This is a genomic window from Pseudomonas sp. IT-P260 (genome assembly GCF_949768395.1).
Taxonomy (GTDB): domain Bacteria; phylum Pseudomonadota; class Gammaproteobacteria; order Pseudomonadales; family Pseudomonadaceae; genus Aquipseudomonas; species Aquipseudomonas parakoreensis.
Window position 1 is genome coordinate 613,387 of record NZ_CATKPO010000011.1, and the last position, 22,473, is coordinate 635,859.

The 22,473-nt window shown below is 60.8% G+C and carries 21 protein-coding genes; 12 read left to right on the plus strand and 9 right to left on the minus strand.

Annotation, left to right across the window (positions count from 1 at the left end):
- Positions 1 to 11 precede the first annotated feature (11 nt).
- Positions 12 to 395: an MAPEG family protein gene (locus tag ACM6HV_RS09705; protein WP_027610617.1), complete on the plus strand. Its 384-nt coding sequence runs from the start codon at positions 12 to 14 to the stop codon at positions 393 to 395.
- A 96-nt stretch (positions 396 to 491) separates the two neighbouring features.
- On the opposite strand, the gene ACM6HV_RS09710 is transcribed toward ACM6HV_RS09705, so the two are convergent.
- Positions 492 to 1,664, minus strand: a complete 1,173-nt coding sequence (locus ACM6HV_RS09710) for a murein transglycosylase A (protein ID WP_414904069.1) — start codon at positions 1,662 to 1,664, stop codon at positions 492 to 494.
- 129 nt (positions 1,665 to 1,793) lie between these two features.
- On the opposite strand from ACM6HV_RS09710, the gene ACM6HV_RS09715 reads away from it, so the two are divergent.
- The gene (locus ACM6HV_RS09715) at positions 1,794 to 2,243 is read left to right on the plus strand and encodes a c-type cytochrome (RefSeq protein WP_041063443.1); all 450 of its coding nucleotides are present in this window, start codon (positions 1,794 to 1,796) and stop codon (positions 2,241 to 2,243) included.
- Between the two features lie 178 nt (positions 2,244 to 2,421).
- On the opposite strand, the gene ACM6HV_RS09720 is transcribed toward ACM6HV_RS09715, so the two are convergent.
- The 4 genes from ACM6HV_RS09720 to ACM6HV_RS09735 form a co-directional block, all read right to left on the minus strand.
- On the minus strand, positions 2,422 to 2,817 hold the full coding sequence (locus ACM6HV_RS09720) for a DUF1090 domain-containing protein (RefSeq protein ID WP_047297103.1): 396 nt from the start codon (positions 2,815 to 2,817) through the stop codon (positions 2,422 to 2,424).
- Positions 2,818 to 2,910: 93 nt separating this feature from the next.
- A complete protein-coding gene (gene ligB / locus ACM6HV_RS09725; protein ID WP_414904070.1) occupies positions 2,911 to 4,587 on the minus strand; it encodes an NAD-dependent DNA ligase LigB in 1,677 nt (558 codons plus the stop codon).
- A 239-nt stretch (positions 4,588 to 4,826) separates the two neighbouring features.
- Positions 4,827 to 6,017, minus strand: coding sequence for a methionine adenosyltransferase (gene metK / locus ACM6HV_RS09730; RefSeq protein WP_027610621.1), 1,191 nt, complete (start codon positions 6,015 to 6,017; stop codon positions 4,827 to 4,829).
- Between the two features lie 18 nt (positions 6,018 to 6,035).
- A complete protein-coding gene (locus ACM6HV_RS09735) occupies positions 6,036 to 7,031 on the minus strand; it encodes an ArsR/SmtB family transcription factor (RefSeq protein ID WP_047297101.1) in 996 nt (331 codons plus the stop codon).
- Between the two features lie 257 nt (positions 7,032 to 7,288).
- Here ACM6HV_RS09735 and tkt point away from each other — a divergent pair, with 257 nt between their 5' ends.
- From tkt to fba, 6 genes are all read left to right on the plus strand, one after another.
- On the plus strand, positions 7,289 to 9,286 hold the full coding sequence (tkt, locus tag ACM6HV_RS09740; RefSeq protein WP_047297100.1) for a transketolase: 1,998 nt from the start codon (positions 7,289 to 7,291) through the stop codon (positions 9,284 to 9,286).
- Positions 9,287 to 9,440: 154 nt separating this feature from the next.
- Entirely contained in the window at positions 9,441 to 10,499 is a 1,059-nt protein-coding gene (gene epd / locus ACM6HV_RS09745) for an erythrose-4-phosphate dehydrogenase (RefSeq protein ID WP_047297099.1), read from the plus strand.
- 26 nt (positions 10,500 to 10,525) lie between these two features.
- A complete protein-coding gene (locus tag ACM6HV_RS09750) occupies positions 10,526 to 11,689 on the plus strand; it encodes a phosphoglycerate kinase (RefSeq protein ID WP_414904071.1) in 1,164 nt (387 codons plus the stop codon).
- A gap of 34 nt (positions 11,690 to 11,723) precedes the next feature.
- Positions 11,724 to 11,945: a hypothetical protein gene (locus ACM6HV_RS09755; RefSeq protein ID WP_007961876.1), complete on the plus strand. Its 222-nt coding sequence runs from the start codon at positions 11,724 to 11,726 to the stop codon at positions 11,943 to 11,945.
- Between the two features lie 57 nt (positions 11,946 to 12,002).
- Complete coding sequence (locus tag ACM6HV_RS09760; RefSeq protein WP_414904072.1) at positions 12,003 to 12,335, plus strand: MliC family protein; 333 nt, start codon at positions 12,003 to 12,005, stop codon at positions 12,333 to 12,335.
- Between the two features lie 252 nt (positions 12,336 to 12,587).
- A complete protein-coding gene (fba, locus tag ACM6HV_RS09765) occupies positions 12,588 to 13,652 on the plus strand; it encodes a class II fructose-bisphosphate aldolase (RefSeq protein WP_041063423.1) in 1,065 nt (354 codons plus the stop codon).
- Positions 13,653 to 13,712: 60 nt separating this feature from the next.
- Here the strand turns inward: fba and ACM6HV_RS09770 are convergent, their stop codons facing one another.
- On the minus strand, positions 13,713 to 14,075 hold the full coding sequence (locus ACM6HV_RS09770) for a DUF6124 family protein (protein WP_145593571.1): 363 nt from the start codon (positions 14,073 to 14,075) through the stop codon (positions 13,713 to 13,715).
- Between the two features lie 493 nt (positions 14,076 to 14,568).
- The gene (locus ACM6HV_RS09775; RefSeq protein ID WP_414904073.1) at positions 14,569 to 15,237 is read right to left on the minus strand and encodes a polysaccharide lyase family 7 protein; all 669 of its coding nucleotides are present in this window, start codon (positions 15,235 to 15,237) and stop codon (positions 14,569 to 14,571) included.
- 334 nt (positions 15,238 to 15,571) lie between these two features.
- On the opposite strand from ACM6HV_RS09775, the gene ACM6HV_RS09780 reads away from it, so the two are divergent.
- From ACM6HV_RS09780 to ACM6HV_RS09790, 3 genes are read left to right on the plus strand one after another with little or no spacing between them, the layout of a single operon-like run.
- Positions 15,572 to 17,695 carry an EAL domain-containing protein gene (locus ACM6HV_RS09780; RefSeq protein WP_145593568.1) on the plus strand — a complete coding sequence of 708 codons (2,124 nt, stop codon included), beginning with the start codon at positions 15,572 to 15,574 and terminating at the stop codon, positions 17,693 to 17,695.
- Positions 17,696 to 17,738: 43 nt separating this feature from the next.
- Positions 17,739 to 18,230, plus strand: coding sequence for a M48 family metallopeptidase (locus ACM6HV_RS09785; RefSeq protein WP_003229006.1), 492 nt, complete (start codon positions 17,739 to 17,741; stop codon positions 18,228 to 18,230).
- 20 nt (positions 18,231 to 18,250) lie between these two features.
- Positions 18,251 to 18,547 carry a winged helix-turn-helix domain-containing protein gene (locus ACM6HV_RS09790; RefSeq protein WP_145593567.1) on the plus strand — a complete coding sequence of 99 codons (297 nt, stop codon included), beginning with the start codon at positions 18,251 to 18,253 and terminating at the stop codon, positions 18,545 to 18,547.
- A 96-nt stretch (positions 18,548 to 18,643) separates the two neighbouring features.
- On the opposite strand, the gene ACM6HV_RS09795 is transcribed toward ACM6HV_RS09790, so the two are convergent.
- Positions 18,644 to 19,096 carry a GNAT family N-acetyltransferase gene (locus ACM6HV_RS09795; protein ID WP_145593566.1) on the minus strand — a complete coding sequence of 151 codons (453 nt, stop codon included), beginning with the start codon at positions 19,094 to 19,096 and terminating at the stop codon, positions 18,644 to 18,646.
- Positions 19,097 to 19,353: 257 nt separating this feature from the next.
- Between ACM6HV_RS09795 and ACM6HV_RS09800 the strand changes: the two genes are divergently transcribed.
- A complete protein-coding gene (locus tag ACM6HV_RS09800) occupies positions 19,354 to 20,091 on the plus strand; it encodes a substrate-binding periplasmic protein (RefSeq protein ID WP_047297090.1) in 738 nt (245 codons plus the stop codon).
- A 121-nt stretch (positions 20,092 to 20,212) separates the two neighbouring features.
- Here ACM6HV_RS09800 and yccS read toward each other — a convergent pair whose 3' ends face one another.
- Complete coding sequence (yccS, locus tag ACM6HV_RS09805) at positions 20,213 to 22,405, minus strand: YccS family putative transporter (RefSeq protein WP_414904074.1); 2,193 nt, start codon at positions 22,403 to 22,405, stop codon at positions 20,213 to 20,215.
- Positions 22,406 to 22,473 lie beyond the last annotated feature (68 nt).

Below are 22,473 nucleotides of genomic sequence, written 5' to 3' on the forward strand. Positions count from 1 at the left end.
AGGACGGCGTTATGACGGTGGCTCTGTGGTGTGTATTGATCGCGATTTTCCTGCCGTATGTGTGCACGATTGTGGCCAAGGTCTCGGGCGGTTTCCGGCTCAGTGACAATCATGATCCTCGGGATTTTCTCGATAGCGTGGGCGGCGTCGCCCGACGGGCGCATGCGGCGCAGTTGAACAGCTTCGAAGTGATGCCGGCGTTTGCTGCCGCAGTGATTGTTGCGCATCTGGTGGGTACGGCGCAGCTAGTGACCGTGAATGTGCTGGCGGTGCTGTTTATCACCAGTCGCCTGCTGTACATCATTTGCTATCTGGCGGACTGGGCGATCTTGCGGTCGCTGGTGTGGTTTGTCGGGATGGGGCTGATTGCTGCGTTCTTCTTTGTGTCGGTATAGATAAAGCAAGATCAAAAGATCGCAGCCTGCGGCAGCTCCTACAAGGTTGATACATGTCCCCTGTAGGAGCTGCCGCAGGCTGCGATCTTTTGCTTTTCAAGGTTTGTCGGCGACCTGGGGCACTTGCGGTAACGCCGCACCTTTAGGCCAGAGCATCCAGATCTGCCCCTGCTGTTTCATGTCCCCGGCCAGTTGCCCGGCTGCGTCGCCGGTGCCCCAGAACAAGTCCGCGCGCACCTCGCCGGCAATCGCGCCGCCAGTGTCCTGCGCCGCGACCGGGCGAACCAGAGCGGTGCCGTCCGGACGGGTGGTCGACAACCACAGCAGACTGCCCAACGGAATCACCTTGCGATCCACCGCGGCGCTGTAACCGGCGGTCAGCGGTACGTTCAGTGAACCACGTGGGCCTTCGTTGCTGTCCGGGTTACGGGTGAAGAACACATAACTCGGGTTGCTGCCCAACAGCTCCGGAATGCGCGACGGGTTGGCCTTGGCCCAATTGCTGATCGCGCTCATGGTCACGTCTTCTTTCTTCAACTCGCCCTGTTCCACCAGCCAGCGGCCGATCGGTCGGTACGGGTGGCCGTTCTGGTCGGCGTAGGCGATGCGCAGTTGCTTGCCGTCCGGTGTCTGAATCCGCCCGGAACCCTGGATCTGCAAAAACTGCAGGTTCATCGGATCGGTCAGGTACGCCACTACCGGGGCTTTGACGCCTTTGGATTCGATGGTTGCGGCGTCGTCATACGGCTTGAGCACCCGACCTTCGAGGCGACCACGCAGGCGCTTGCCCTTGAGTTCGGGGTAAATGCTGTCCAGCGACACGATGATCATGTCTTCGGGCACACCATAGACCGGCACGTTGGCTGTTTCGGTGGGGGTCAGGCTGCCGGGGTAGACCGGCTCGTAGTAACCGGTGATCAGGCCGTTGGGGTTGTCGTGTTCGGCGCGCAACCCGAACACGTCGAGGTTCTGCTTGAGGAACGCGCGAATCTCGTTGGCGCGTTGCGGCACGCTGGCGGCTGCCGCGCAGGTGCCACCCCAGATCGGATCAGCCTTGAGTCGGGTGCAGGCGCTGCGCCACGAGCCGAAACCGGCGACCAGGTCGCTGTCGGACACCGCCGGCAGGGCTTCCCAGGTGGCGCTGGAATAAGTCGCCAAGGCGTGGGTTTTCGGTTTGGCATTGTCGCCGCCCGTACAGCCAGCAAGGATTGCCAGCAGCGGCAGGGTTGCGATCAGCGGGTGACGCCAGGCCTTGAAACGGCTGTTCATGGAGTGATTTCCTGTGCCGGTTGCCCGAGTGCTCCATGCGCTCGGGCAACCCGTATTTTTAATAGGGCTATTGGTGTTTGACGGCGACGCGAGGATACTGGCCGCCGAATTCCGTGACCTGAAGCCACCATGACTCTTAAAAGAATTTCTGTTGTATTGCTGGCCTGTCTGACCTTGTCCGCCTGTGGCGGCGTCGATCCGAATTCGCCGCTGGGTCAACGCAAGGCGATCTTCAAGCAGATGCTCAAGACCGGTGAAGACCTGGGCGGCATGTTGCGCGGACGCATTCCGTTCGACGGGCCGAAATTCGCCGAAGGCGCGGTGAAGCTTGATGCGTTGTCTCATGAACCGTGGAAGCATTTCCCGCAGGTGCGCGAAGAAGATCACACCAGCGCCAAGGACGATGTCTGGCTGCGTCAGGCCCGCTTTCAGGAATTGGCCCGTAACCTTGAGGCGGCCACCGGTGAACTGGTGATCGCCAGCAAGGTCCAGCCGTACAAGGCCGGCAACCTGGGACCGGCGGTGCAGAAAGTCGAAGATGCCTGCAGCGCTTGCCATAAAGAGTTTCGGGATCATTGATTGTCGGAGACTGCCGGACGACTGTGGCGAGGGAGCTTGCTCCCGCTCGGCGGCGCAGCCGTCGTAAATCCATTCAACCAAGTTGAGTCTGCTGCAGCGCCATTGAATGGAGTTTGGGCCGCTTCGCGGCCCAGCGGGAGCAAGCTCCCTCGCCACAGGACATCGCCCTCAATACGGGTTACTTGTCGATCTGGTCCAGCGCATCCTGCAGTTCTTTGCGCGACTCGGCGAGTTTGTTTTTGCGCTTGTCGATCTTCTCCGGATCACCTTTCTTCATCGCCTTGTCGAGATCAGCCTGACGTTTGCTGACTTCGTGCTTGGCTTCCAGCACCTTGTTCTCGCGTTCTTTCTTCAGGCCCGCATCGGTGCAGTTTTTCGTCACTTCCTCCAGAGCGGTTTGCAGACCCGCCTGCTGGTCGGTGTTGCCTCGGGATTTGGCTTGTTCGATCTGATTGATGATGCCCTGCTTCTTCGCGGCGCAACCGGTCAGGCCCGGTGCATCTTCGTCGGCCATCGCAGGTGCGGCCAAAACGCCACAGAGGGTCAGCAAGGCGAGCGGTGCAAGAAATTTCATAAAAGCTCCATGTGCGAAGGCAATCGGGTCGGTGGCACTGCGCTGTTTGAGCGTCTGACGTTCCTTCGGTTCCCGGATGCCGGGATTGCGTGATCAGAAGCCGTCGATTCCGGCGGCGCGTAATGTGTCACTCAAGGCCAGCACCTGCGGGTCGCGGAAGAATGCGCTCAATTGCGCCGCGCGGCCCGGGCCGATTCCGGCCTCTGCCTGCCATTGTTCGGTGTCGCGTTGTGCCAGCGCCTGCCACGAGTCGGCCAGTTGTGCCTGACCGGTTGGCGGTAAACCCAAGGCTTTGAGCCACTGCGTGAACGGTCGTTGGCGGGCGCTGTGAAAACTGTTGATCAGACGTGCGCTGCTGCGCTCGCCGAAGCCGGCAATGTTAGCAAGCTCTGGCTCGTCGAGGGTCAACCAATCCAGCAGGTTGTTCAGGCGGCCTGTTTCCAGAAGTTTCTCCCAGGTGCCGCGCCCGACATTCTGCAGCGCCAGCCCTTGCTTGCCACTGAGCCAGGTCAGGCGCGCGAGAAACTGGCTTTCGCAACCGGGTGTCGGTTGCCAGCAGCTCAGGGCGTGGAAATCGCGCGTGTCGGGAATGTCGAGGGCGGCCCGTTCGGTAGTGCGCAGCACCACACTGTCGAGTCGCGGGATGGTCAGGCCGGCCAGGCTGATTGCCACATGATCACCGGGGCGGATGTCCAGCGTCTGCCAGCGCTTGAGGGAGCCGGCGCTGACGCGTTTGATCTCGCGGTCATCGAGCATCACGGGCGACAACTCCAATACCGGCGTGATGCGTCCACTGCGGCCGACCTTGAAATTCACTTTGCGCACCTCGGCCAGCGCTCGGGTAAACGGGTATTTCCAGGCGACGGCCCAGTAGGGCGCGCTTGCCTGCCAGCGCTCGGCCGGTGGGCGCTGGCTCTGGCGCAGGACAATGCCGTCAGTAGCGAACGGCAGGGGCGATCGATACCAGTACTCCCGCCATTTTTGCGCGTCGGCAAGGTTGGTGATGGCCTGACTGAATGGCGCTGTCGTGGCAAAGCCCAATGTCGCTAGCGTCGATATTCTTTCCGGCAGATTCGCCGGCCCCTGCGGCCAGTCCCAGACGAACAGACCGATCCCGGACGCCTGATCTGTGCTCAAGGTTTTACGGCTCATCAGCCCGGCAACCGTGGCGCGGGCGTTGACGCTGCCGGCGCTGGCTTGCTCATGTTGCTGCAGGCGCCAGTAGAGTTCGCCTTGCACCAGCAAGTCCAGCGGTTGAGTCAGTCGTTGCGGAATGGCGCCGATCTTTTGCGCCGATGCTGTCCAGTCCTGACCGCTGATGCCGTCACCGCGACTGATCGCTTGCTGCAACAGACCGCGACGGTAGATCAGCGTGACGGCCACACCATCGACCTTGGGTTGTGCCCAGACATCCTGCCGATTCTTCAACCACGCTTGAACGGCGGCGGCTTCGTGAAGCTTGTCCAGACCGGTGTGCGCGACCGGATGAGCGATGGCGCCTGAGGCAGTGCGCAAAGGTTCGGGCGCTGCGTGCTGCTGGAAGCACTGGCGCCATTGGTTGAGCCGCAGGCGCGATTGATCGTAGAGCTCGTCGGCAATCAGCGAGCGACCTTGGCGGTGGTAGGCGTTGTCCCATTGATCGATCTGCAGTTGCAGGGCCGAGATTTCAGTTTTTGCCCTGCTGGTAGACCAGTCGGGGCAGGCTGAGTAAGCGATCAGAGGGATGAAGCTCAGCAGAACAGCGGAAAACAGGCGCAGCGTGGCAAGCATTTTGAGCGTCCTTGCTCAGGGGGAATGTTTGAAGGCTAGGCGAGGATTGCGGGTCGGGTAGCCTGGGTGTTTTGCGGGGTGTTGCGCAGCGTTAAAGTCAAAAGATCGCAGCCTTCGGCAGCTCCTACAGGGGGATGCGTTGTGTAGGAGCTGCCGAAGGCTGCGATCTTTTAATCCTGGCAAGCATGAAAAAGCCCCGCACGGCGCGAACCGTGCGGGGCTTTTTTGCAGCCGGGGAATTACAGGCCGGCCGCGGAACGCAGAGCGTCGGCGCGGTCGGTTTTTTCCCAGGTGAAGGTGGAGAAGGTGTCTTCGCCAACTGTCTTGGTCTGCGGAGCACGACCGAAGTGGCCGTAGGCTGCAGTTTCCTGGTACATCGGGTGCAGCAGATCGAGCATGGTGGTGATTGCGTATGGACGCAGGTCGAACACTTCACGCACCAGTTTGATGATCTTGTCATCGCTGATCTTGCCGGTGCCGAAGGTGTTCAGCGAGATCGAAGTCGGCTGAGCGACACCGATGGCGTAGGACACCTGGATCTCGCAACGCTCGGCCAGGCCGGCAGCGACGATGTTCTTGGCAACATAACGGCCAGCGTAGGCCGCCGAACGGTCAACCTTCGATGGATCTTTACCGGAGAACGCGCCGCCGCCGTGACGGGCCATGCCACCGTAGCTGTCGACGATGATCTTGCGACCGGTCAGGCCGCAGTCACCTACCGGGCCGCCTATGATGAACTGGCCGGTCGGGTTGATGTGGAACTGGGTGTCTTTGCTCAGCAGTTCGGCAGGCAGCACGTGCTTGACGATCAGCTCCATCACGCCTTCGCGCAGGTCTTTGTACGACACTTCAGGGTTGTGCTGGGTCGACAGAACCACTGCGTCGATACCGACAACCTTGCCGCCTTCGTAGCGGCAAGTCACTTGCGACTTGGCGTCCGGACGCAGCCACGGCAGCAGACCCGATTTGCGGGCTTCGGCCTGACGCTGCACCAGCTGGTGCGAGAAGGTGATCGGCGCTGGCATCAGCACGTCGGTTTCGTTGCTGGCGTAGCCGAACATCAGGCCCTGGTCGCCGGCGCCCTGATCTTCAGGCTTGGCGCGGTCAACACCCTGGTTGATGTCAGGGGACTGCTTGCCGATGATGTTCATCACGCCGCAGGTCGCGCCGTCGAAGCCGACTTCGGAGCTGGTGTAGCCGATGTCGCAGATCACGTCACGAACGATCTGCTCAAGGTCGACCCAGGCGCTGGTGGTCACTTCACCGGCCACGATGGCAACGCCGGTCTTGACCAGAGTTTCCACGGCAACGCGTGCGTGTTTGTCCTGGGCAATAATGGCGTCCAGCACCGCATCGGAAATCTGGTCGGCGATTTTGTCCGGATGTCCTTCAGACACGGACTCGGAGGTGAAGAGGGAGTATTCGCTCATCTCGATGTTTTCCTGAATTTACCGATGGTGAGTGTCGCCAGCCGGTCGCTGAAAGTGGCGAACCTGGATCTGGAAACCATTACGTAAGCCTACATAGAGGCTGTCCCCGGGAACGAGTCCCGCAGCGGTGGCCCAACGGGCCAAATCGTCCTGTTCAAACCCCAACCACAGATCACCGCAGGCCTCCCTGGCCCAACTCTGGTTGTGGCTACATAACTCTGTCACGAGCAGGCTACCGCCCGGTTGCAGCAGGCCGGCCATGTGCTTGAGCGCTTCGGCCGGCGCGGCGAAATGGTGCAACACCATGTTCAGTACCACGCAATCGGCCTGAAGGCTGGAGCCATTCAATGCATCGGCCAATTGCAGGCTGACGTTAGCCAGCCGTTCACGTTCACATACCTGACGCGCCAGTTCGAGCATCGCCGGGCTGTTGTCCAGCGCGGTTACGGTGCCGAAGCGGCGGGCCAGTTCCGGCAGAAAAGCACCATCGCCGGGGCCGACTTCAATGGCCGTGGCAGCACCATTGAAGTTCAGTTTGTCGAGCAGGGCCAGCACGCTGTCGCGGTACTGCGGCAGGCCTGCGATCAAGTCTTGCTGGGCGCGGAATTTCTCTGCGACCCGGGCGAAAAAATCCTGGCTGGCGGCTTCACGTTGTCCGTGGACCTGAGTGATGCGTGCCTGCACGTCCTCCGGCAGCGCCAGATTGTCGACTTCTTCTAACAATGCAGCGTGCAACTTGCCGCCGAGCAATTCGGTGTGGGGCAGGGCGCGGCGATAGAAAATCGCGTTGCCCTCGCGGCGCGTCGCCACCAGATCGGCCTGTGCCAGCACCTTGAGGTGGTGGCTCATGCCTGACTGACCAATGCCGAAAATCTGCGCCAGCTCCAGTACGCCGAACGAATCGTTGGCCAGCGCGCGCAATACATTCAGGCGCAGCGGGTCGCCACCGGCCTTGCACAGGGCCGCCAGCTCGTCGCAATCGTCATGGCGAATGGAAGGCACGCGTAAGTTCATGGGGCAGCAGTCTAGTGACGGTGGGAAATCGCCGCAAGGGCATATCAAAAAGTTTTGATATTGCTCGATAGATGGCACTTCTCACTGACTGGTTAACTCTACAAACGAACAGCGGAAAGGTTTCACCAGACGAAACCGCCGTCCAGCACGGGAAAAACGCCTTCGGATGACTATCTGTCATTGCCCCGAGGCGCTCCGGTGAGGGAAAATGCCCTCCTTTTTTCCGTTTCAATCTATTCACACCCAGGAGATCAGCGATGCCTAGCCGTCGTGAGCGTGCCAACGCCATTCGTGCCCTCAGCATGGATGCCGTGCAAAAAGCCAACAGCGGCCATCCCGGTGCCCCTATGGGTATGGCAGATATCGCCGAAGTACTTTGGCGCGACTACCTCAAGCACAACCCGAGCAACCCGTCGTTCGCCGACCGTGACCGCTTCGTGCTGTCCAACGGCCACGGCTCGATGTTGATCTACTCGCTGCTGCACCTGACCGGTTACGACCTGTCGATCGATGACCTCAAGCAGTTCCGTCAACTGCACAGCCGCACCCCGGGTCACCCGGAATTCGGCTACACCCCGGGCGTCGAAACCACCACCGGCCCGCTGGGTCAGGGTCTGGCCAACGCCGTCGGCTTCGCGCTGGCTGAAAAGGTGCTGGGCGCGCAGTTCAACCGTCCTGGCCACAACATCGTTGATCACCACACCTACGTGTTCCTCGGTGATGGCTGCATGATGGAAGGCATTTCCCACGAAGTTGCTTCCCTGGCCGGTACCCTGGGCCTGGGCAAGTTGATCGCTTTCTACGATGACAACGGTATTTCCATCGACGGTGAAGTCGAAGGCTGGTTCACCGATGACACGCCAAAGCGTTTCGAGTCCTACAACTGGCAGGTGATCCGCAACGTCGACGGTCACGACCCGGAAGAGATCAAGACCGCCATCGAAACCGCGCGCAAGAGCCCGCTGCCGACCCTGATCTGCTGCAAGACCACCATTGGTTTCGGTTCGCCGAACAAGCAGGGCAAGGAAGACTGCCACGGTGCCCCACTGGGTGACGCGGAAATCGCTCTGACCCGTCAGGCGCTGAACTGGAACCACGGCCCGTTCGAAATCCCGGCCGACATTTATGCCGAGTGGGATGCCAAGGAAAAAGGTCGCGCTGCCGAAGCCGAGTGGGATCAGCGTTTCGCTGCCTACTCCGCGGCGTTCCCGACCGAAGCCAACGAGCTGATCCGTCGTCTGAGCGGCGAACTGCCGGCTGACTTCGCGGAAAAAGCCTCGGCCTACATCGCTGAAGTGGCGGCCAAAGGTGAAACCATCGCCAGCCGTAAAGCCAGCCAGAACACCCTGAACGCGTTCGGCCCGCTGCTGCCGGAACTGCTCGGCGGCTCGGCTGACCTGGCCGGCTCCAACCTGACCCTGTGGAAAGGTTGCAAAGGCGTCAGCGCTGAAGATGCCAGCGGCAATTACATGTACTACGGCGTGCGCGAATTCGGCATGACCGCGATCATGAACGGCGTGTCCCTGCACGGCGGCCTGGTGCCTTACGGCGCGACCTTCCTGATGTTCATGGAATACGCGCGCAACGCGGTGCGCATGTCGGCGCTGATGAAGAAGCGCGTGATCCACGTCTACACCCACGACTCCATCGGTCTGGGCGAAGACGGCCCGACGCACCAGCCGATCGAGCAACTGACCAGCCTGCGTTCCACGCCGAACCTCGACACCTGGCGTCCAGCCGATGCCGTTGAATCGGCAGTGGCCTGGAAAAACGCGCTGGAGCGCAAGGACGGCCCATCGGCGCTGATCTTCTCGCGTCAGAACCTGCAACACCAGGAACGCGACGCCGCCCAGATCGCTGACATCAGCCGTGGTGGCTATGTGTTGAAGGACTGCGCAGGCGAGCCTGAGCTGATCCTGATCGCCACCGGTTCGGAAGTCGGTCTGGCCGTTCAGGCCTACGACAAACTGACCGGGCAAGGCCGCAAGGTGCGCGTGGTTTCCATGCCTTGCACCAGCGTGTTCGATGCGCAGGACGCCGGCTACAAGCAATCGGTTCTGCCGCTGCAGGTCAGCGCACGTATCGCGATCGAAGCGGCTCACGCCGACTTCTGGTTCAAGTACGTGGGTCTGGAAGGTCGCGTGATCGGCATGACCACCTACGGCGAATCGGCGCCGGCTTCGGCATTGTTCGAAGAATTCGGTTTCACCCTGGACAACATCCTGGGTCAGGCTGAAGAGTTGCTGGAAGACTAAAACATAGCGCGGCGACCCAAGTCGCCGCGTTCCCTGTAGGAGCTGCCGAAGGCTGCGATCTTTTGATCTTGATCTAAAAACAGGATCAAAAGATCGCAGCCTCCGGCAGCTCCTACATGGGGTTGTGTTGTTAGCGAATACTATCGAGAACCCCATGCCTCAACCGCGTCCCTACAAAGTTGCACTCAACGGCTACGGCCGGATTGGTCGTTGCGTCTTGCGTGCGTTGTTCGAGCGTGGCGAGAAGGCCGGGTTTGAAATTGTCGCGATCAATGATCTGGCGGACATGGCCAGCATCGAATACCTGACACGCTTTGATTCCACTCACGGCCGGTTTCCCGGCGAAGTGCGTGTAGAAGGCGATTGTCTGCATATTAATGGCGACTGCGTGAAGGTCCTGCGCAGTGCCACCCCCGAAGGCATCGACTGGGCGGCGCTGGGTGTCGACCTGGTGCTCGAATGCTCCGGCGCTTACCACACCCGTGAAGACGGCCAGCGTTTCCTCGACGCCGGCGCGCCCCGCGTGCTGTTCTCGCAACCGATGGCCAGCGAGGCGGATGTCGACGCCACCATCGTCTACGGTGTCAATCAGGATTGCCTGACCGGCGCCGAACTGCTGGTGTCCAACGCCTCCTGCACCACCAACTGCGGCGTGCCGCTGTTGCGTCTGCTGGACAAGGCGATTGGCCTGGATTACGTGTCGATCACCACCATTCACTCGGCGATGAACGATCAGCCGGTGATCGACGCCTATCACCACGAAGACCTGCGCCGCACCCGTTCGGCGTTCCAGTCGGTGATCCCGGTGTCCACGGGTCTGGCGCGTGGCATCGAGCGCCTGCTGCCGGAACTTGCCGGGCGAATTCAGGCCAAAGCCGTACGCGTGCCGACGGTCAACGTGTCCTGCCTCGACATCACGATGCAGACCGCCACCGCGACCGATGCGGGCGAGGTCAACCGGATCCTGCGTGAAGCAGCCACCAGCGGCCCGCTCAAGGGACTGCTGGCCTACACCGAGTTGCCGCACGCCAGCTGTGATTTCAACCATGACCCACATTCGGCCATCGTCGATGCCAGTCAGACCCGTGTTTCCGGCCCCAAACTGGTGAACATCCTGGCCTGGTTCGACAACGAATGGGGTTTTGCCAACCGAATGCTGGACGTTGCAGACCACTATCTGCAAACAGCGATTTCAAAAAAACCTGCTCTCTAAGAACAGTTACTCAGGAAGTGCGACCCATGACCGTGTTGAAGATGTCCGACCTCGATCTGCAAGGTAAGCGCGTATTGATCCGCGAAGACCTCAACGTCCCAGTCAAGGACGGTGTTGTCACCAGCGATGCGCGTATCCTGGCTTCGCTGCCGACCATCAAGCTGGCCCTGGAAAAAGGTGCGGCGGTGATGGTGTGTTCGCACCTGGGCCGTCCGACCGAAGGCGAGTTCTCCGCCGAGAACAGCCTCAAGCCAGTCGCTGACTACCTGAGCAAGGCTCTGGGCCGCGAAGTGCCGCTGGTGGCCGATTATCTGGATGGCGTTGACGTCAAGGCCGGCGACATCGTGCTGTTCGAAAACGTGCGCTTCAACAAGGGCGAGAAAAAGAACGCCGACGAACTGGCCCAGCAATACGCCGCCCTGTGCGACGTGTTCGTGATGGACGCCTTCGGCACAGCGCACCGCGCTGAAGGTTCGACGCATGGTGTTGCCAAGTTCGCCAAGGTCGCCGCGGCTGGCCCGCTGCTGGCCGCTGAGCTGGATGCGCTGGGCAAGGCGCTGGGCGCGCCGGCCAAGCCAATGGCTGCGATCGTTGCCGGCTCCAAGGTGTCGACCAAACTCGACGTCCTCAACAGCCTGAGCCAGATCTGCGATCAACTGATCGTTGGCGGCGGCATCGCCAACACCTTCCTGGCGGCTGCCGGTCACCCGGTCGGCAAGTCGCTGTACGAGCCGGACCTGCTGGACACCGCGCGCGCCATCGCCGCCAAGGTCAGCGTGCCGCTGCCGGTGGACGTGGTGGTTGCCAAGGAATTCGCCGAAAGCGCCGAAGCCACCGTCAAGCTGATCGCTGACGTTGCCGCTGACGACATGATTCTGGACATCGGCCCGCAAACCGCGGCCAACTTCGCCGAACTGCTGAAATCGTCGAAAACCATTCTGTGGAACGGTCCGGTCGGCGTGTTCGAATTCGACCAGTTCGGCAACGGCACCAAAGTGCTGGCCCAGGCCATCGCTGACAGCGCCGCGTTCTCCATTGCCGGCGGTGGCGACACCCTGGCGGCCATCGATAAATATGGCGTGGCCGAGCAAATCTCCTACATTTCCACCGGTGGTGGCGCGTTCCTCGAATTCGTCGAAGGCAAGGTGCTGCCAGCCGTTGAAGTTCTGGAAAGCCGGGCCAAGGCCTGAGGCCGCCCGGTTGGCCAGGCAAAGGAGTGTTCAGATGGTCAAGTCGTTAGCGCTGTTGTTGCTGACCGGTACGCTGGCGGCCTGCGGGAGTAACCCGAAGGCCGAGGCCACGCCCGCGCCGGATGCAGCGCAGAAAGGCTGCTACCAGGCCGACTGGCAGGCTGAAACCAACCCGGTGCTGAACAAGCGCTCGGGGCCGGACGGCCTGGACAAATACGAGACGCAAACCCCGGCCAAGGAACATGGTTGTCCTTGACCGGTCTGACTCTTTAACGCAGGGCTGGCGGCGTGCGCTGTCAGTCGAGGAACACGGATGAAAGGCTTGATCGCCATTGCGGCGTTGGCATTGTTGGGCGGTTGCGCGCAGATGAACCTGTTTCAGTCGTCCGCGCCTGCGGATAGCTGGACCACCTGGACCTGCGACAGCCAGGCCAAAGTGCTGTGGCGTTACGCCGATGCCGCCCAGAAAGAAGTCGATGTTCGACTGGGCGGCGGTGATCAGGTCTATCGCCTGAAAGAAGAGCCGGGTGCCTCGGGCGTGCTGTACAGCGACGGCATGCTGGCGTTTCACGTCAAGGGTGACGAAGGCCTGGTGTACTGGGTCGCCACCAATGACCTGATTGGCCGCGGCTGCAAGGCCGAGTAATTGAAGCATTGCGATTCTCATGTGGGAGCGAGCCTGCTCGCGAAAGCGGTCTGACAGGCACTGCATCAACGACTGCGAGATTGCTTTCGCGAGCAGGCTCGCTCCCACAGGGGATCTGTGCAGTTCTAAGGAATTTGCTTTATCGAATCACCAGACCGGGCCTCAACCCCCGATCTGCAATCACTTGAATAGCCGCCGCCGCTCCGGCAGGCTGGCACGATTAACGACCCTCAACCGGGAGAGACACACACAATGGCACTTATCAGCATGCGCCAGATGCTGGACCACGCAGCCGAGTTCGGCTACGGCGTTCCAGCCTTCAACGTCAACAACCTTGAGCAGATGCGCGCCATCATGGAAGCCGCTGACAAGACTGACTCCCCGGTGATCGTCCAGGCTTCGGCCGGCGCTCGCAAATACGCCGGCGCGCCGTTCCTGCGTCACCTGATCCTGGCCGCGATCGAAGAATTCCCGCACATCCCGGTGTGCATGCACCAGGACCACGGCACCAGCCCTGACGTCTGCCAGCGCTCGATTCAACTGGGCTTCAGCTCGGTGATGATGGACGGCTCCCTGGGCGAAGACGGCAAGACGCCGACCGACTACGACTACAACGTCCGTGTGACCCAACAAACCGTCGCCATGGCTCACGCCTGCGGCGTTTCGGTTGAAGGCGAGCTGGGCTGCCTGGGGTCGCTGGAAACCGGCATGGCCGGTGAAGAAGACGGCATCGGCGCTGAAGGCGTTCTGGATCACAGCCAGATGCTGACCGACCCGGAAGAAGCCGCTGACTTCGTCAAGAAGACCCAGGTTGATGCCCTGGCCATCGCTATCGGCACCAGCCACGGCGCCTACAAGTTCACCAAGCCACCTACCGGCGACGTGCTGGCGATCGACCGCATCAAGGAAATCCACAAGCGCATCCCGAACACCCACCTGGTGATGCACGGTTCCTCGTCGGTTCCGCAGGAGTGGCTGGCGATCATCAACCAGTACGGCGGCGACATCAAAGAAACCTACGGCGTACCGGTTGAAGAAATCGTCGAAGGCATCAAGTACGGCGTGCGCAAGGTCAACATCGACACCGACCTGCGTCTGGCATCCACCGGCGCCATGCGTCGCCTGATGGCCACCAACCCGAGCGAATTCGACCCGCGTAAATTCTTCGGCGCGACCGTGACGGCGATGCGTGATGTATGTATCGCGCGTTATGAAGCGTTCGGCACTGCCGGTAACGCTTCGAAGATCAAGCCGATCTCGCTGGAAGCGATGTTCCAGCGTTATCTGAAGGGTGAGTTGAACGCCAAGGTCAACTAAGCCTTAGCTTTGAACCGCTGATACAAGAAACCCGCCGTAAGGCGGGTTTTTTGTGGGTGGTTACTTCTTCAACTCCACATGATCCAGCGCCTGATTCACCGCCAGTTCACCGAGCATGACGATTTGCGCGATGCCCAGTGCGGTCTTGCGGTGGGAGGAGTCGAGGATGGCGGCGAAGTTGTTGAGCATGTCGCTTGCCGAGCCCAGGGTTTCGCTGGCGTTGGCGAGCAGGGATTCGGTGTCGTACTTCGGGTTGGCGAGGTACATGGGCTCGGGTTTGTTGCTGCTCGCCATGATGAGGGCGGCGGGATTGAGGTAATGGTCGAGGGCGCGTTCGGCGGCGTCGTGGAGTTTTTTGGAGTCGAGGGATTCGTAGGGGGAGGCTGGATCTTTGTCTGGCGGGTGTGGTGTTGATTTGGTCATAAGCTGAAAACTCCTGTTGGAGCCGCTTCGCCCTCTCTACTAAAAGAAGGGTGGCAGCTGTGCGCAGGTTAGTAGACCGGGGAGTATTCAGCATTTACCGGCGCGCCGAAGCGCCCTGCACACAGCCACCATCAAGTCGAACCACAAAAGCTGACGGATGCGCTTTGCACATAACTGAAAACACCACGGGCTACTAAACCCGATCACTGGAAATCAGTGACGCGAATCAAGTTACCGATGGCCCTCCAGGCGCACAAGCCGGCGGATTCTGGCGTAGCCGTAGGTATCCACGCAAGTTGTTGTAGGCATCGGGAAGTAACCGCCGAGCGATTTAAACAACGCCGTTTAAAGGATGTCCGACTGGCAATAAATAACACTGTGGCAAGGGAGCTTGCTCCCGCTGGACTGCGCAGCAGGCCTCGCTTTTTTAGGGCCGCTGCGCGCCCCAGCGGGAGCAAGCTCCCTCGCCACAGGGATTTGTGCCAATGAAGCCTTATTTGTCGTGGTCGATGTCGAGTTTGCTGAAGGTGACCTGGCCGCCCTCACTGGTGTAGCCAGTGTTGTCCTGCACATATACCCCGGCCTTGAAGTACAGCGGCTTGTTGCGCCAGGTCGCGCTGATCTGTGAATCCCACTGGTAACCCGCCGCGCTCACGCCGAGTGCGCCGCCGGGGCTGAGGTGGATCAGGTAGTTGAATTCGCGATCCAGCTTGATCCCGGTGGCGAGGGTGATGACGCGGCTTTCCTTGTCGTCGGGGTGCATGCGGACTTTGATCACCAGGTTGCCGTTCTGGGTTTTTTCCTTGTACTGGTATTCGAGCTTGACCATCGGGCGCTGGCTTTCATAAGCGTGGATCTGGCCGATGACGATCTTGCCGGAGCTGGGCACTTTGTTCACGGCGAGGGTCGCGCGCAGGGTGTTGTCGGCGTCGGGGTAGTACCAGTTGCGCAGGGTGCCGTTGCTGAAGGTTTCGCGCAGTTCGGTGCGCGGGTAAATGGCGTTTTCGGTTTTTGACCCGGTCACCGGCGACCAGAAGAACAAGGTGCCAGTGTCGGAATGGAAGTACTGATCCTTGAAGCCATTCACCAGTTTGGAGGTTTCGACGGTGTACGGCGGGCTGCCGACGGGAACGCTGAGGTTCCAGGTTGCGAGATCGATCATGTCGGTTCTTCCACTCAATTTTCCTGTACGCGAGTGCCAGAAGCTCTAGCCCGCGCTTTTTCGGGCGGCAGTTATAAGCGTAGAGGTGTTTTTTGTTAACGCCCGTTTGGCAGATGATTGGCGTCAACATCCTGTCGAAATGCCATCTGTGCCGGTTTTCGGGGGCTGCAGGGGTGACCGTTAGTCGGTAAATTACAGCTTTGGCTAAATGATGGCGGCGTGGCAGCTTCTGCTTTCACAGATCCGGGACTAGAGTGATGGCTCAGTAACTGTACGGTTTTCACAAAAAACCGGCCGATAGTCCGACAAGAGATGTCCCGACAAGAGAAGCAGCATGGAATGCGCGCAACCCCAGCCAGGTGAAGGCAGCTCTGTCCTTTTGATCGTTGATGACTACCCTGAAAACCTGATCAGCATGCGCGCGTTGCTGCAGCGTCAGGATTGGCACGTCATGACCGCCGCCTCCGGTTTCGAGGCGCTCAATCTGCTGCTGGAACACGACGTCGATCTGGTGCTGCTGGACGTGCAGATGCCGGGCATGGACGGCTTCGAAGTGGCGCGGCTGATGCGCGGCAGCCAGCGCACGCGTCTCACACCGATTATTTTCCTCACCGCCAACGAGCAATCCCAGGACGCCGTGATCAAGGGTTACGCCAGTGGCGCGGTGGATTACCTGTTCAAGCCGTTCGATCCGCAGATCCTCAAGCCGAAAGTCCAGGCATTGCTCGAACACCAGCGCAACCGCCGCGCCTTGCAGCGTCTGAGTCATGATCTGGAGGTCGCGCGGGCCTTCAATGCCTCGGTGCTGGACAACGCGGCGGAAGGCATTCTGGTGCTCGGCGAGGACGGCTTGATCCGCTTCGCCAACCCAGCGATTTCGCGATTGCTGAATGCGCCGGTGAAGGAGCTGGAGGGCAAGGAATTTCTCGATTTTCTGCAGAAGCCGCATATCCCGCTGTGGGCCGGTTCCGAGTTGCTGGCCGGCTATAAACGCGGTGAGACCTTGCGTCTGCACGATGCGTTGTTGCGTACGGCGCCGGGGCAGCAGGTGCCGGTGGCGTTGTCCTGTGCGCCGTTGCCCGCCGAGCAGCGGGCGATGGTGGTGACGGTGCTGGACATGTCGGTGGTACGTCACCTGCATCAGCAACTGGAATTTCAGGCCGTCACCGATCCGCTGACCGGTCTGCTCAATCGTCGGGGTTTTTATCAGACGGTGGAAAACCTGCTGCTGCGCGGTGAACGCAGCGACAGCAGTTGGGTGCTGCTGTATCTGGATCTGGATGGCTTCAAACGGGTCAACGATTCCCTTGGCCACGATGCCGGCGACCGGGTGCTGCGCTGGGTCTCCGAGCAGTTGAAAGCCTGTCTGCGGCCGTTCGACATTCTGGCGCGCATGGGCGGTGACGAGTTCACCGCGTTGCTCGATCTGGAGTTTCCCGAGCAGGCAGCAAAAATTGCCGAGAAGCTCATCGAAAGGGTGTCGATCTGTCAGCAGATCGAAGGACTGGACATCGCTCTCGGCGCGAGTATCGGCATCGCCACTTACCCGGACTGCGGCGCGAACCTCGACGGTTTGCTGCGCGCCTCCGACATCGCCATGTATGAAGCCAAGCGCGCCGGGCGGCAGCAATATCGTTTTTATGATCACGAAATGAACGGCCGCGCCCGCTCGCGGCTGATGCTCGAAGAGAGCGTGCGCAACGCCATCGAGAACCGGGATTTCAATCTGGTGTATCAGCCGCAAGTGGCGATCGACAGCGGGCAGATTCGCGGTTTCGAGGCGTTGCTGCGCTGGCAGCACCCGAGCGTCGGCGATGTGCCGCCGGGGTTGTTCCTGCCATTGCTGGAGGAAGCACGGCTGATCAGTCGGCTCGGTAGCTGGATCTATCACCGTGGCGCCGGTCAGCGCAAAGCCTGGGAAACCCTGTTCGCCGAGGATCTGGTGCTCGGCGTGAGTTTGAGCAACACCCAGTTCGGCCTGCCGAACCTGGTCACCGAATTGCGTCAGGTGCTGGAGCGGCATTCGCTGCAGCCGCGGCAACTGGAGGTGGAAGTCACCGAAGACGCGCTGATGCACAACCCCGACGAGACCCGCAAACAGTTGCGCCTGCTGCGTAATCTCGGGGTGCGGGTGGCGCTGGATGACTTTGGTTCGGGCCCGTGTTCGCTGGCGTATCTGCGTGATCTGGAGCTGGATACGCTCAAGCTGGATCGACACCTGATTGCGCGGCTGCCGGACTCGACGCGCGACGCGGCGCTGGTCAGCAACGTGATCAATCTGTGCAAACAGTACGGTTTGCTGGTGATCGCCGAAGGCGTGGAAACCGTTGAACAGTATCAATGGCTGCAGGCGCATGGCTGCGAATACGTGCAGGGTTTCCTGGTGGCGCGTCCGCTGACCTCCGAGGACGCCGTCAGCTTTGCCAAACCCTTTGACTGGAGCGCGCTGCCGGTTTGAATTCGCTACACTGGCGCTCTTTTCGAACCGTGCTGCCGTGTCCATGACTGCGTTGAAATACCTCCAGGCCTATCCCGCGCAACTGCAGGATCAGGTGCGCCAACTGATCGCCGAACAGCGTCTGGGTGACTACCTGAGCCAACGCTATCCCGGACGTCACGATGTGCAGAGCGACAAGGCGCTGTACAGCTACGCGCTGGACCTGAAGCAGGAATACCTGCGTAACGCGCCGGCCATCGACAAAGTGCTGTTCGACAACCGCCTCGACCTGACGCATCGCGCGCTGGGTCTGCACACCACGGTCTCAAGGGTGCAGGGCGGCAAGCTCAAAGCCAAGAAAGAGATTCGCATCGCCTCGTTGTTCAAGGAGGCGGCGCCCGAGTTCCTGAAGATGATCGTCGTGCATGAACTGGCGCACTTCAAGGAATCGGATCACAACAAGGCCTTCTATAAGTTGTGTGAACACATGCTGCCGGGGTATCACCAGGTCGAGTTCGACTTGAGGGTGTACCTGACGTGGCGGGATCTGCAATAGCCGCAACAAGGAGCGAGTAGATGGACGTCAGCAAGACCAAAAGCAGCTTTTACCGGCGCCTGTACGTGGCCTACCTGATCGACAGCGGCCTGGCCCCGAGCGTCCCGGCGCTGACCGAAGTGACCGGCATGCCCCGGCGCACGGCGCAGGACACGATCGCCGCGCTGGCGGATCTGGATATCGTCTGTGAGTTCGAGCAGGAAGAGGGCGCGCGCAACCATGCCGGGCGCTATCGGATTCGCGAGTGGGGGGCGATTGATCGCGGGTGGATCGAGCGCAATCTGCGGCAGATCAAGGTTGTGCTTGATTACCCTTGAGTCCTGCGGCGCCTGAGCTGACGCCTTCGCGAGCAGGCTCGCTCCCACAGAGGCATGCATTCCAAATGTGGGAGCGAGCCTGCTCGCGAAAGGGCCTCAGGAACGACGCATCCCGATATGCGGAATGTCATCCTCCAGATACTCCTCACCCACCACCACAAACCCGTACCTGCCGTAATACCCCTGCAAATGCGCCTGCGCCGACAGGTAGATCGGCACCTGCGGCCAATGCTTCTCGGCCTGTTTCAGCGCCTGCTCCATCATCTCGTGCCCCAACCCTTGGCCGCGGCCCTGAGGCGCAATGATCACGCGGCCGATCACCACGTCACCGCCCTGGGACTGGGGATCGAGCAGGCGCAGATAAGCCATCAACTGATCGTCTTCCCAGCCCATCAAATGATGGGTATCGCCGTCCAGATCCTGCCCGTCGAGGTCTGGGTAGGCGCATTGCTGTTCGACCACAAATACGTCCGAGCGCAGTTTCAGCAGTGCGTATAACTGCTCTTTGCCCAGATCGCTGTGATGCTTGCAGATCCACTCGATTGTCATCTTCCGACTCCTTGAACACCGTCGCCCGATACTAAGGGCACAGGCGCTGAATGTCTGTATGGCGGAAGAGTCTGTGACAAAGGTCAAAATGCCATCATTCCTTTCTCGCGGTGACGGCCGCTTTGTGTAATCTGCTGGAAAGCGCTGTGCACGGGCTTCAATGAGCTACTGTTAGGGCCTGGGTTTCGCCGGTACGGGGCCTTGGGGTTTTGACTGGAAAACACACCGGGCCAACCGCCCGCTAAGGATTTTCAAGCATGCCGCGACTGCATCGAGCCTTTGCCTTGATCGGACTGCTCTTGCTGGCCCAACCCGCCGCTGCGGACAAGCTGCGACTGGTATTTGATATCTGGCCACCCTTTACCGACGACACGCTGGTCAACGGTGGCCTGGCCACCGACATCGTCAGCACCGCGCTGGCGCGGGCCGGTTATGCCAGCGACTATGAGCAGGTGCCGTGGGCGCGGGCGTTGTTGGGGGTGGGCGAGGGCCGGTACGACGTGCTGGTCAACGCCTGGTACAACGACGAGCGCACCCGGATCGGCCAGTTCTCTGGCGAATACCTGCTCAACCGCATCCGCTTTCTCAAGCGCAAGGACACTCCGCTCGAATACAACAGCCTGGAGCAACTGCACACCTATCCGGTGGCGGTGGTGCGCGGTTATGCCTACTCGCAGGCGTTCGATGCCGACACGGCGTTGCAGAAAGTCCCGGTGCACAACTTTGCAATGGCGGTGCGCATGCTGGCGGCGGATCGGGTCAAGCTGACGCTGGAAGATGAGTATGTCGCACGCTATTACCTGGCGCGCGAATCACCCAAGGTACGCAACGCCGTGGAGTTCCTGCCCAAGCCGTTGAGCGAGAACAGCCTGCATATTCTGGTGAGCCTGAAGAACCCCGAGCATGAGCAGATTGTGGCCGGGTTCGACAAGGCGATTGCGGCGATGAAGGCAGATGGCAGTTATGACAAGTTGCTGAGGCAGCATGGGATGTGAAGGCTGATCCAGAATCTTCTGTGTGGTTGATGGCCTCTTCGCGAGCAGGCTCGCTCCCACGTGGGTTCTGTGTCGTACACACATTCACTGTGGGAGCGAGCCTGCTCGCGAAGGCGTCCTTTCAGCCAGCGCTAATCTCATTAGTGTCTTTGATCAAATGCGCCGCCAACGTGCGCAACGGCCCCAGCTGCCGGCAGATCAATGCCAGTTGCGTCTGCACCAGCCGCTGCCCTTCATCGATCTCGTCCGGCATCTGCTCCAGCTCATTGGCCAGCGCTTCCTCGTCGTCGCTCTGGATCGCCACTGGCTGCTTGTTCGCCAGGCCCTGGGCGATTTCATCGATGCTCGCGGCCAGTTTCACTCCAGCACCGTCGATCAGGTGTTCGCGGACTTCCGCCGGTAGTTGCGTTTCGCGATGCGCGCCCAACCCGGACAGGTAGCTGAGCAGCGTGTGCGACAGCACCAGAAAGCGGAAACCGACATCCGCTTCCTTCCGGAAATGCCCCGGCTCCATCAACATGTTCGCCAGCGTGGTCGACAGTGCCGCGTCGGCGTTGTGCGCGTTACGTCGGGCCAGGCGATAGGCGAGGTCATCGCTCTTGCCGGCGGCGTATTGCTGCATGATCTGGCGCAGGTAGATGCTGTTGCAGGTCAGGGTGTTGGCCAGCACTTTGTTCAGGCGTCGACCTTGCCAGTCCGGCAGGAACAGGAACACCGTCAGACCGGCGATCAGGCTGCCAAGCAGGGTATCGAACAGGCGCGGCAGGAACAGCCCGTAGCCATCACCGATCTGGTTGAAGCAGAACAGCACCATGATCGTGATCGCCGCCGTCGCCACGGTGTAACGCGTGGTGCGGTTGGTAAAGAACACCACCCCGGCGGCAATGGCGAAGCACGACTGCACCAGCGGGTTGGGGAACAGATCGAACAGCGCCCAGGCCACGGTCAGACCGATGGCGGTGCCGAGAATCCGCTGTCCGAGTTTGCGCCGGGTTGCGCCGTAGTTCGGCTGGCAGACGAACAGTGTGGTGAGGATGATCCAATAGCCTTGCGAGGGGTGAATCAGGTGCACCATGCCGTAGCCGATACTCAATGCCAGCGGCAGACGCAGGGCGTGGCGGAACAGCAAGGACGTCGGCGTCAGTTGCGTACGCAAGCGAATCCACACGTCCTTGAGGTTGCGCGGCGAGCGGTCGAGCAGGCTGCTGTCGGTGGCATCCGCCAGCGCGTCGGGGTTGCTCGCGTCGCTGAGCAAGCGGTCGAGGGTGCCGAGGTTGGCTGCCAGTGCCCGCAGCGAGCGCAGGAGGCCGCGCCATGCCGGATTGCTCTGGATGCGCAGGTGTTCAAGGGAGGCATCGAGGTCAGTCAGCGCTTCGGCAAAACTGGCGTCGTAGACGAACGGCTGGCGCATCTGGATCGATTCGGCCAACGCGCGACAGGCCTTGCCCTGCTGGCGCAGCAAGCGCTGGCAGCGGAACAGCACGTCGCTGTGGAAGAACGCCTCGGCCAGCGCGTTGTACGGATAGTGCGAAGAGCTGGCGCGTTCGTGAATATCCTGGGCAAGGAAATACAGCTTCAGATAACGGCTGACTTTCGAACCCGGACGGCCGTTGCCGACCCGGTGCAGGATGATTTCCTTGGCACTGTTCAGCGCCGCCACCACTCGACCGTTCTGCTGCGCCAGTTCCAGCCGTCGCCCCTCGACGTCCAGTTGGCGGATCGGCTCGAACAGCGAGGCTTTCAGCTTCAGGTAGAAACCCAGTTCACGGAACAGGCGCGCCAGACTCTGCTGCACCGGCTGGTTGGAAAACAGCGCCTGCCACAGCACCGAGAGCAGGCCGTACCACGCCGCGCCGGCCACCAGCAGCATGGGTTCGTGCCAGAAATCGGTGACCGCGCCGCCGCGCTGATCCACGCCGATCATGGTGTAGACCGACAAAATCAACGTCGCCGAGGCAATCGCGCCATAACGCTCGCCGAGTGCGCCGAGCATGGTCAGGCCGAAGCTGGCCAAGGCCAGGGCGATGGCGAACACGATGGGGTAGGGGAAGAGCAGTTCCACCGACAGCGCGGCGATACTGAAACACACCAGCGTCACGGCGAGGGCGTTGAGGCGCCCCTGCCAACTGTCGTCGGTCTCGGCCAGGGCGCTGGCGATAATCCCCAGGAACAACGGGATCAGCAGACCCATTTCATCCTGATACCAACACAGCGCCATGCTGCCGGTCAGGGCGATGAACACCCGCACGCTGTAGCTGAATTTATCCAGCGCCCACAGGCGCCGCAAAGACTGACGAAACGAGGTCGAGGACATGAAGTGCGAAGGCCTTCCGAGGCGATGCCGCTAAATTGAGCCAGTAATGACGCCGACGCAATGGCGCC

Excerpts from the sequence above, each read along its gene's own strand:
- ligB (WP_414904070.1), bottom strand. The coding sequence starts at position 4,587 with ATGCTTGCCACGCTGCGCCTGTTTTCCGCTGTTCTGCTGAGCTTCATC.
- ACM6HV_RS09775 (WP_414904073.1), bottom strand. The coding sequence starts at position 15,237 with ATGATCGATCTCGCAACCTGGAACCTCAGCGTTCCCGTCGGCAGCCCG.
- ACM6HV_RS09790 (WP_145593567.1), top strand. The coding sequence starts at position 18,251 with ATGGACGTCAGCAAGACCAAAAGCAGCTTTTACCGGCGCCTGTACGTG.
- ACM6HV_RS09720 (WP_047297103.1), bottom strand. The coding sequence starts at position 2,817 with ATGAAATTTCTTGCACCGCTCGCCTTGCTGACCCTCTGTGGCGTTTTG.
- ACM6HV_RS09760 (WP_414904072.1), top strand. The coding sequence starts at position 12,003 with ATGAAAGGCTTGATCGCCATTGCGGCGTTGGCATTGTTGGGCGGTTGC.
- ACM6HV_RS09780 (WP_145593568.1), top strand. The coding sequence starts at position 15,572 with ATGGAATGCGCGCAACCCCAGCCAGGTGAAGGCAGCTCTGTCCTTTTG.
- fba (WP_041063423.1), top strand. The coding sequence starts at position 12,588 with ATGGCACTTATCAGCATGCGCCAGATGCTGGACCACGCAGCCGAGTTC.
- ACM6HV_RS09705 (WP_027610617.1), top strand. The coding sequence starts at position 12 with ATGACGGTGGCTCTGTGGTGTGTATTGATCGCGATTTTCCTGCCGTAT.
- ACM6HV_RS09795 (WP_145593566.1), bottom strand. The coding sequence starts at position 19,096 with ATGACAATCGAGTGGATCTGCAAGCATCACAGCGATCTGGGCAAAGAG.
- ACM6HV_RS09800 (WP_047297090.1), top strand. The coding sequence starts at position 19,354 with ATGCCGCGACTGCATCGAGCCTTTGCCTTGATCGGACTGCTCTTGCTG.
- ACM6HV_RS09770 (WP_145593571.1), bottom strand. The coding sequence starts at position 14,075 with ATGACCAAATCAACACCACACCCGCCAGACAAAGATCCAGCCTCCCCC.
- ACM6HV_RS09710 (WP_414904069.1), bottom strand. The coding sequence starts at position 1,664 with ATGAACAGCCGTTTCAAGGCCTGGCGTCACCCGCTGATCGCAACCCTG.
- ACM6HV_RS09715 (WP_041063443.1), top strand. The coding sequence starts at position 1,794 with ATGACTCTTAAAAGAATTTCTGTTGTATTGCTGGCCTGTCTGACCTTG.
- metK (WP_027610621.1), bottom strand. The coding sequence starts at position 6,017 with ATGAGCGAATACTCCCTCTTCACCTCCGAGTCCGTGTCTGAAGGACAT.
- ACM6HV_RS09735 (WP_047297101.1), bottom strand. The coding sequence starts at position 7,031 with ATGAACTTACGCGTGCCTTCCATTCGCCATGACGATTGCGACGAGCTG.
- epd (WP_047297099.1), top strand. The coding sequence starts at position 9,441 with ATGCCTCAACCGCGTCCCTACAAAGTTGCACTCAACGGCTACGGCCGG.
- ACM6HV_RS09750 (WP_414904071.1), top strand. The coding sequence starts at position 10,526 with ATGACCGTGTTGAAGATGTCCGACCTCGATCTGCAAGGTAAGCGCGTA.
- ACM6HV_RS09785 (WP_003229006.1), top strand. The coding sequence starts at position 17,739 with ATGACTGCGTTGAAATACCTCCAGGCCTATCCCGCGCAACTGCAGGAT.
- ACM6HV_RS09755 (WP_007961876.1), top strand. The coding sequence starts at position 11,724 with ATGGTCAAGTCGTTAGCGCTGTTGTTGCTGACCGGTACGCTGGCGGCC.
- yccS (WP_414904074.1), bottom strand. The coding sequence starts at position 22,405 with ATGTCCTCGACCTCGTTTCGTCAGTCTTTGCGGCGCCTGTGGGCGCTG.
- tkt (WP_047297100.1), top strand. The coding sequence starts at position 7,289 with ATGCCTAGCCGTCGTGAGCGTGCCAACGCCATTCGTGCCCTCAGCATG.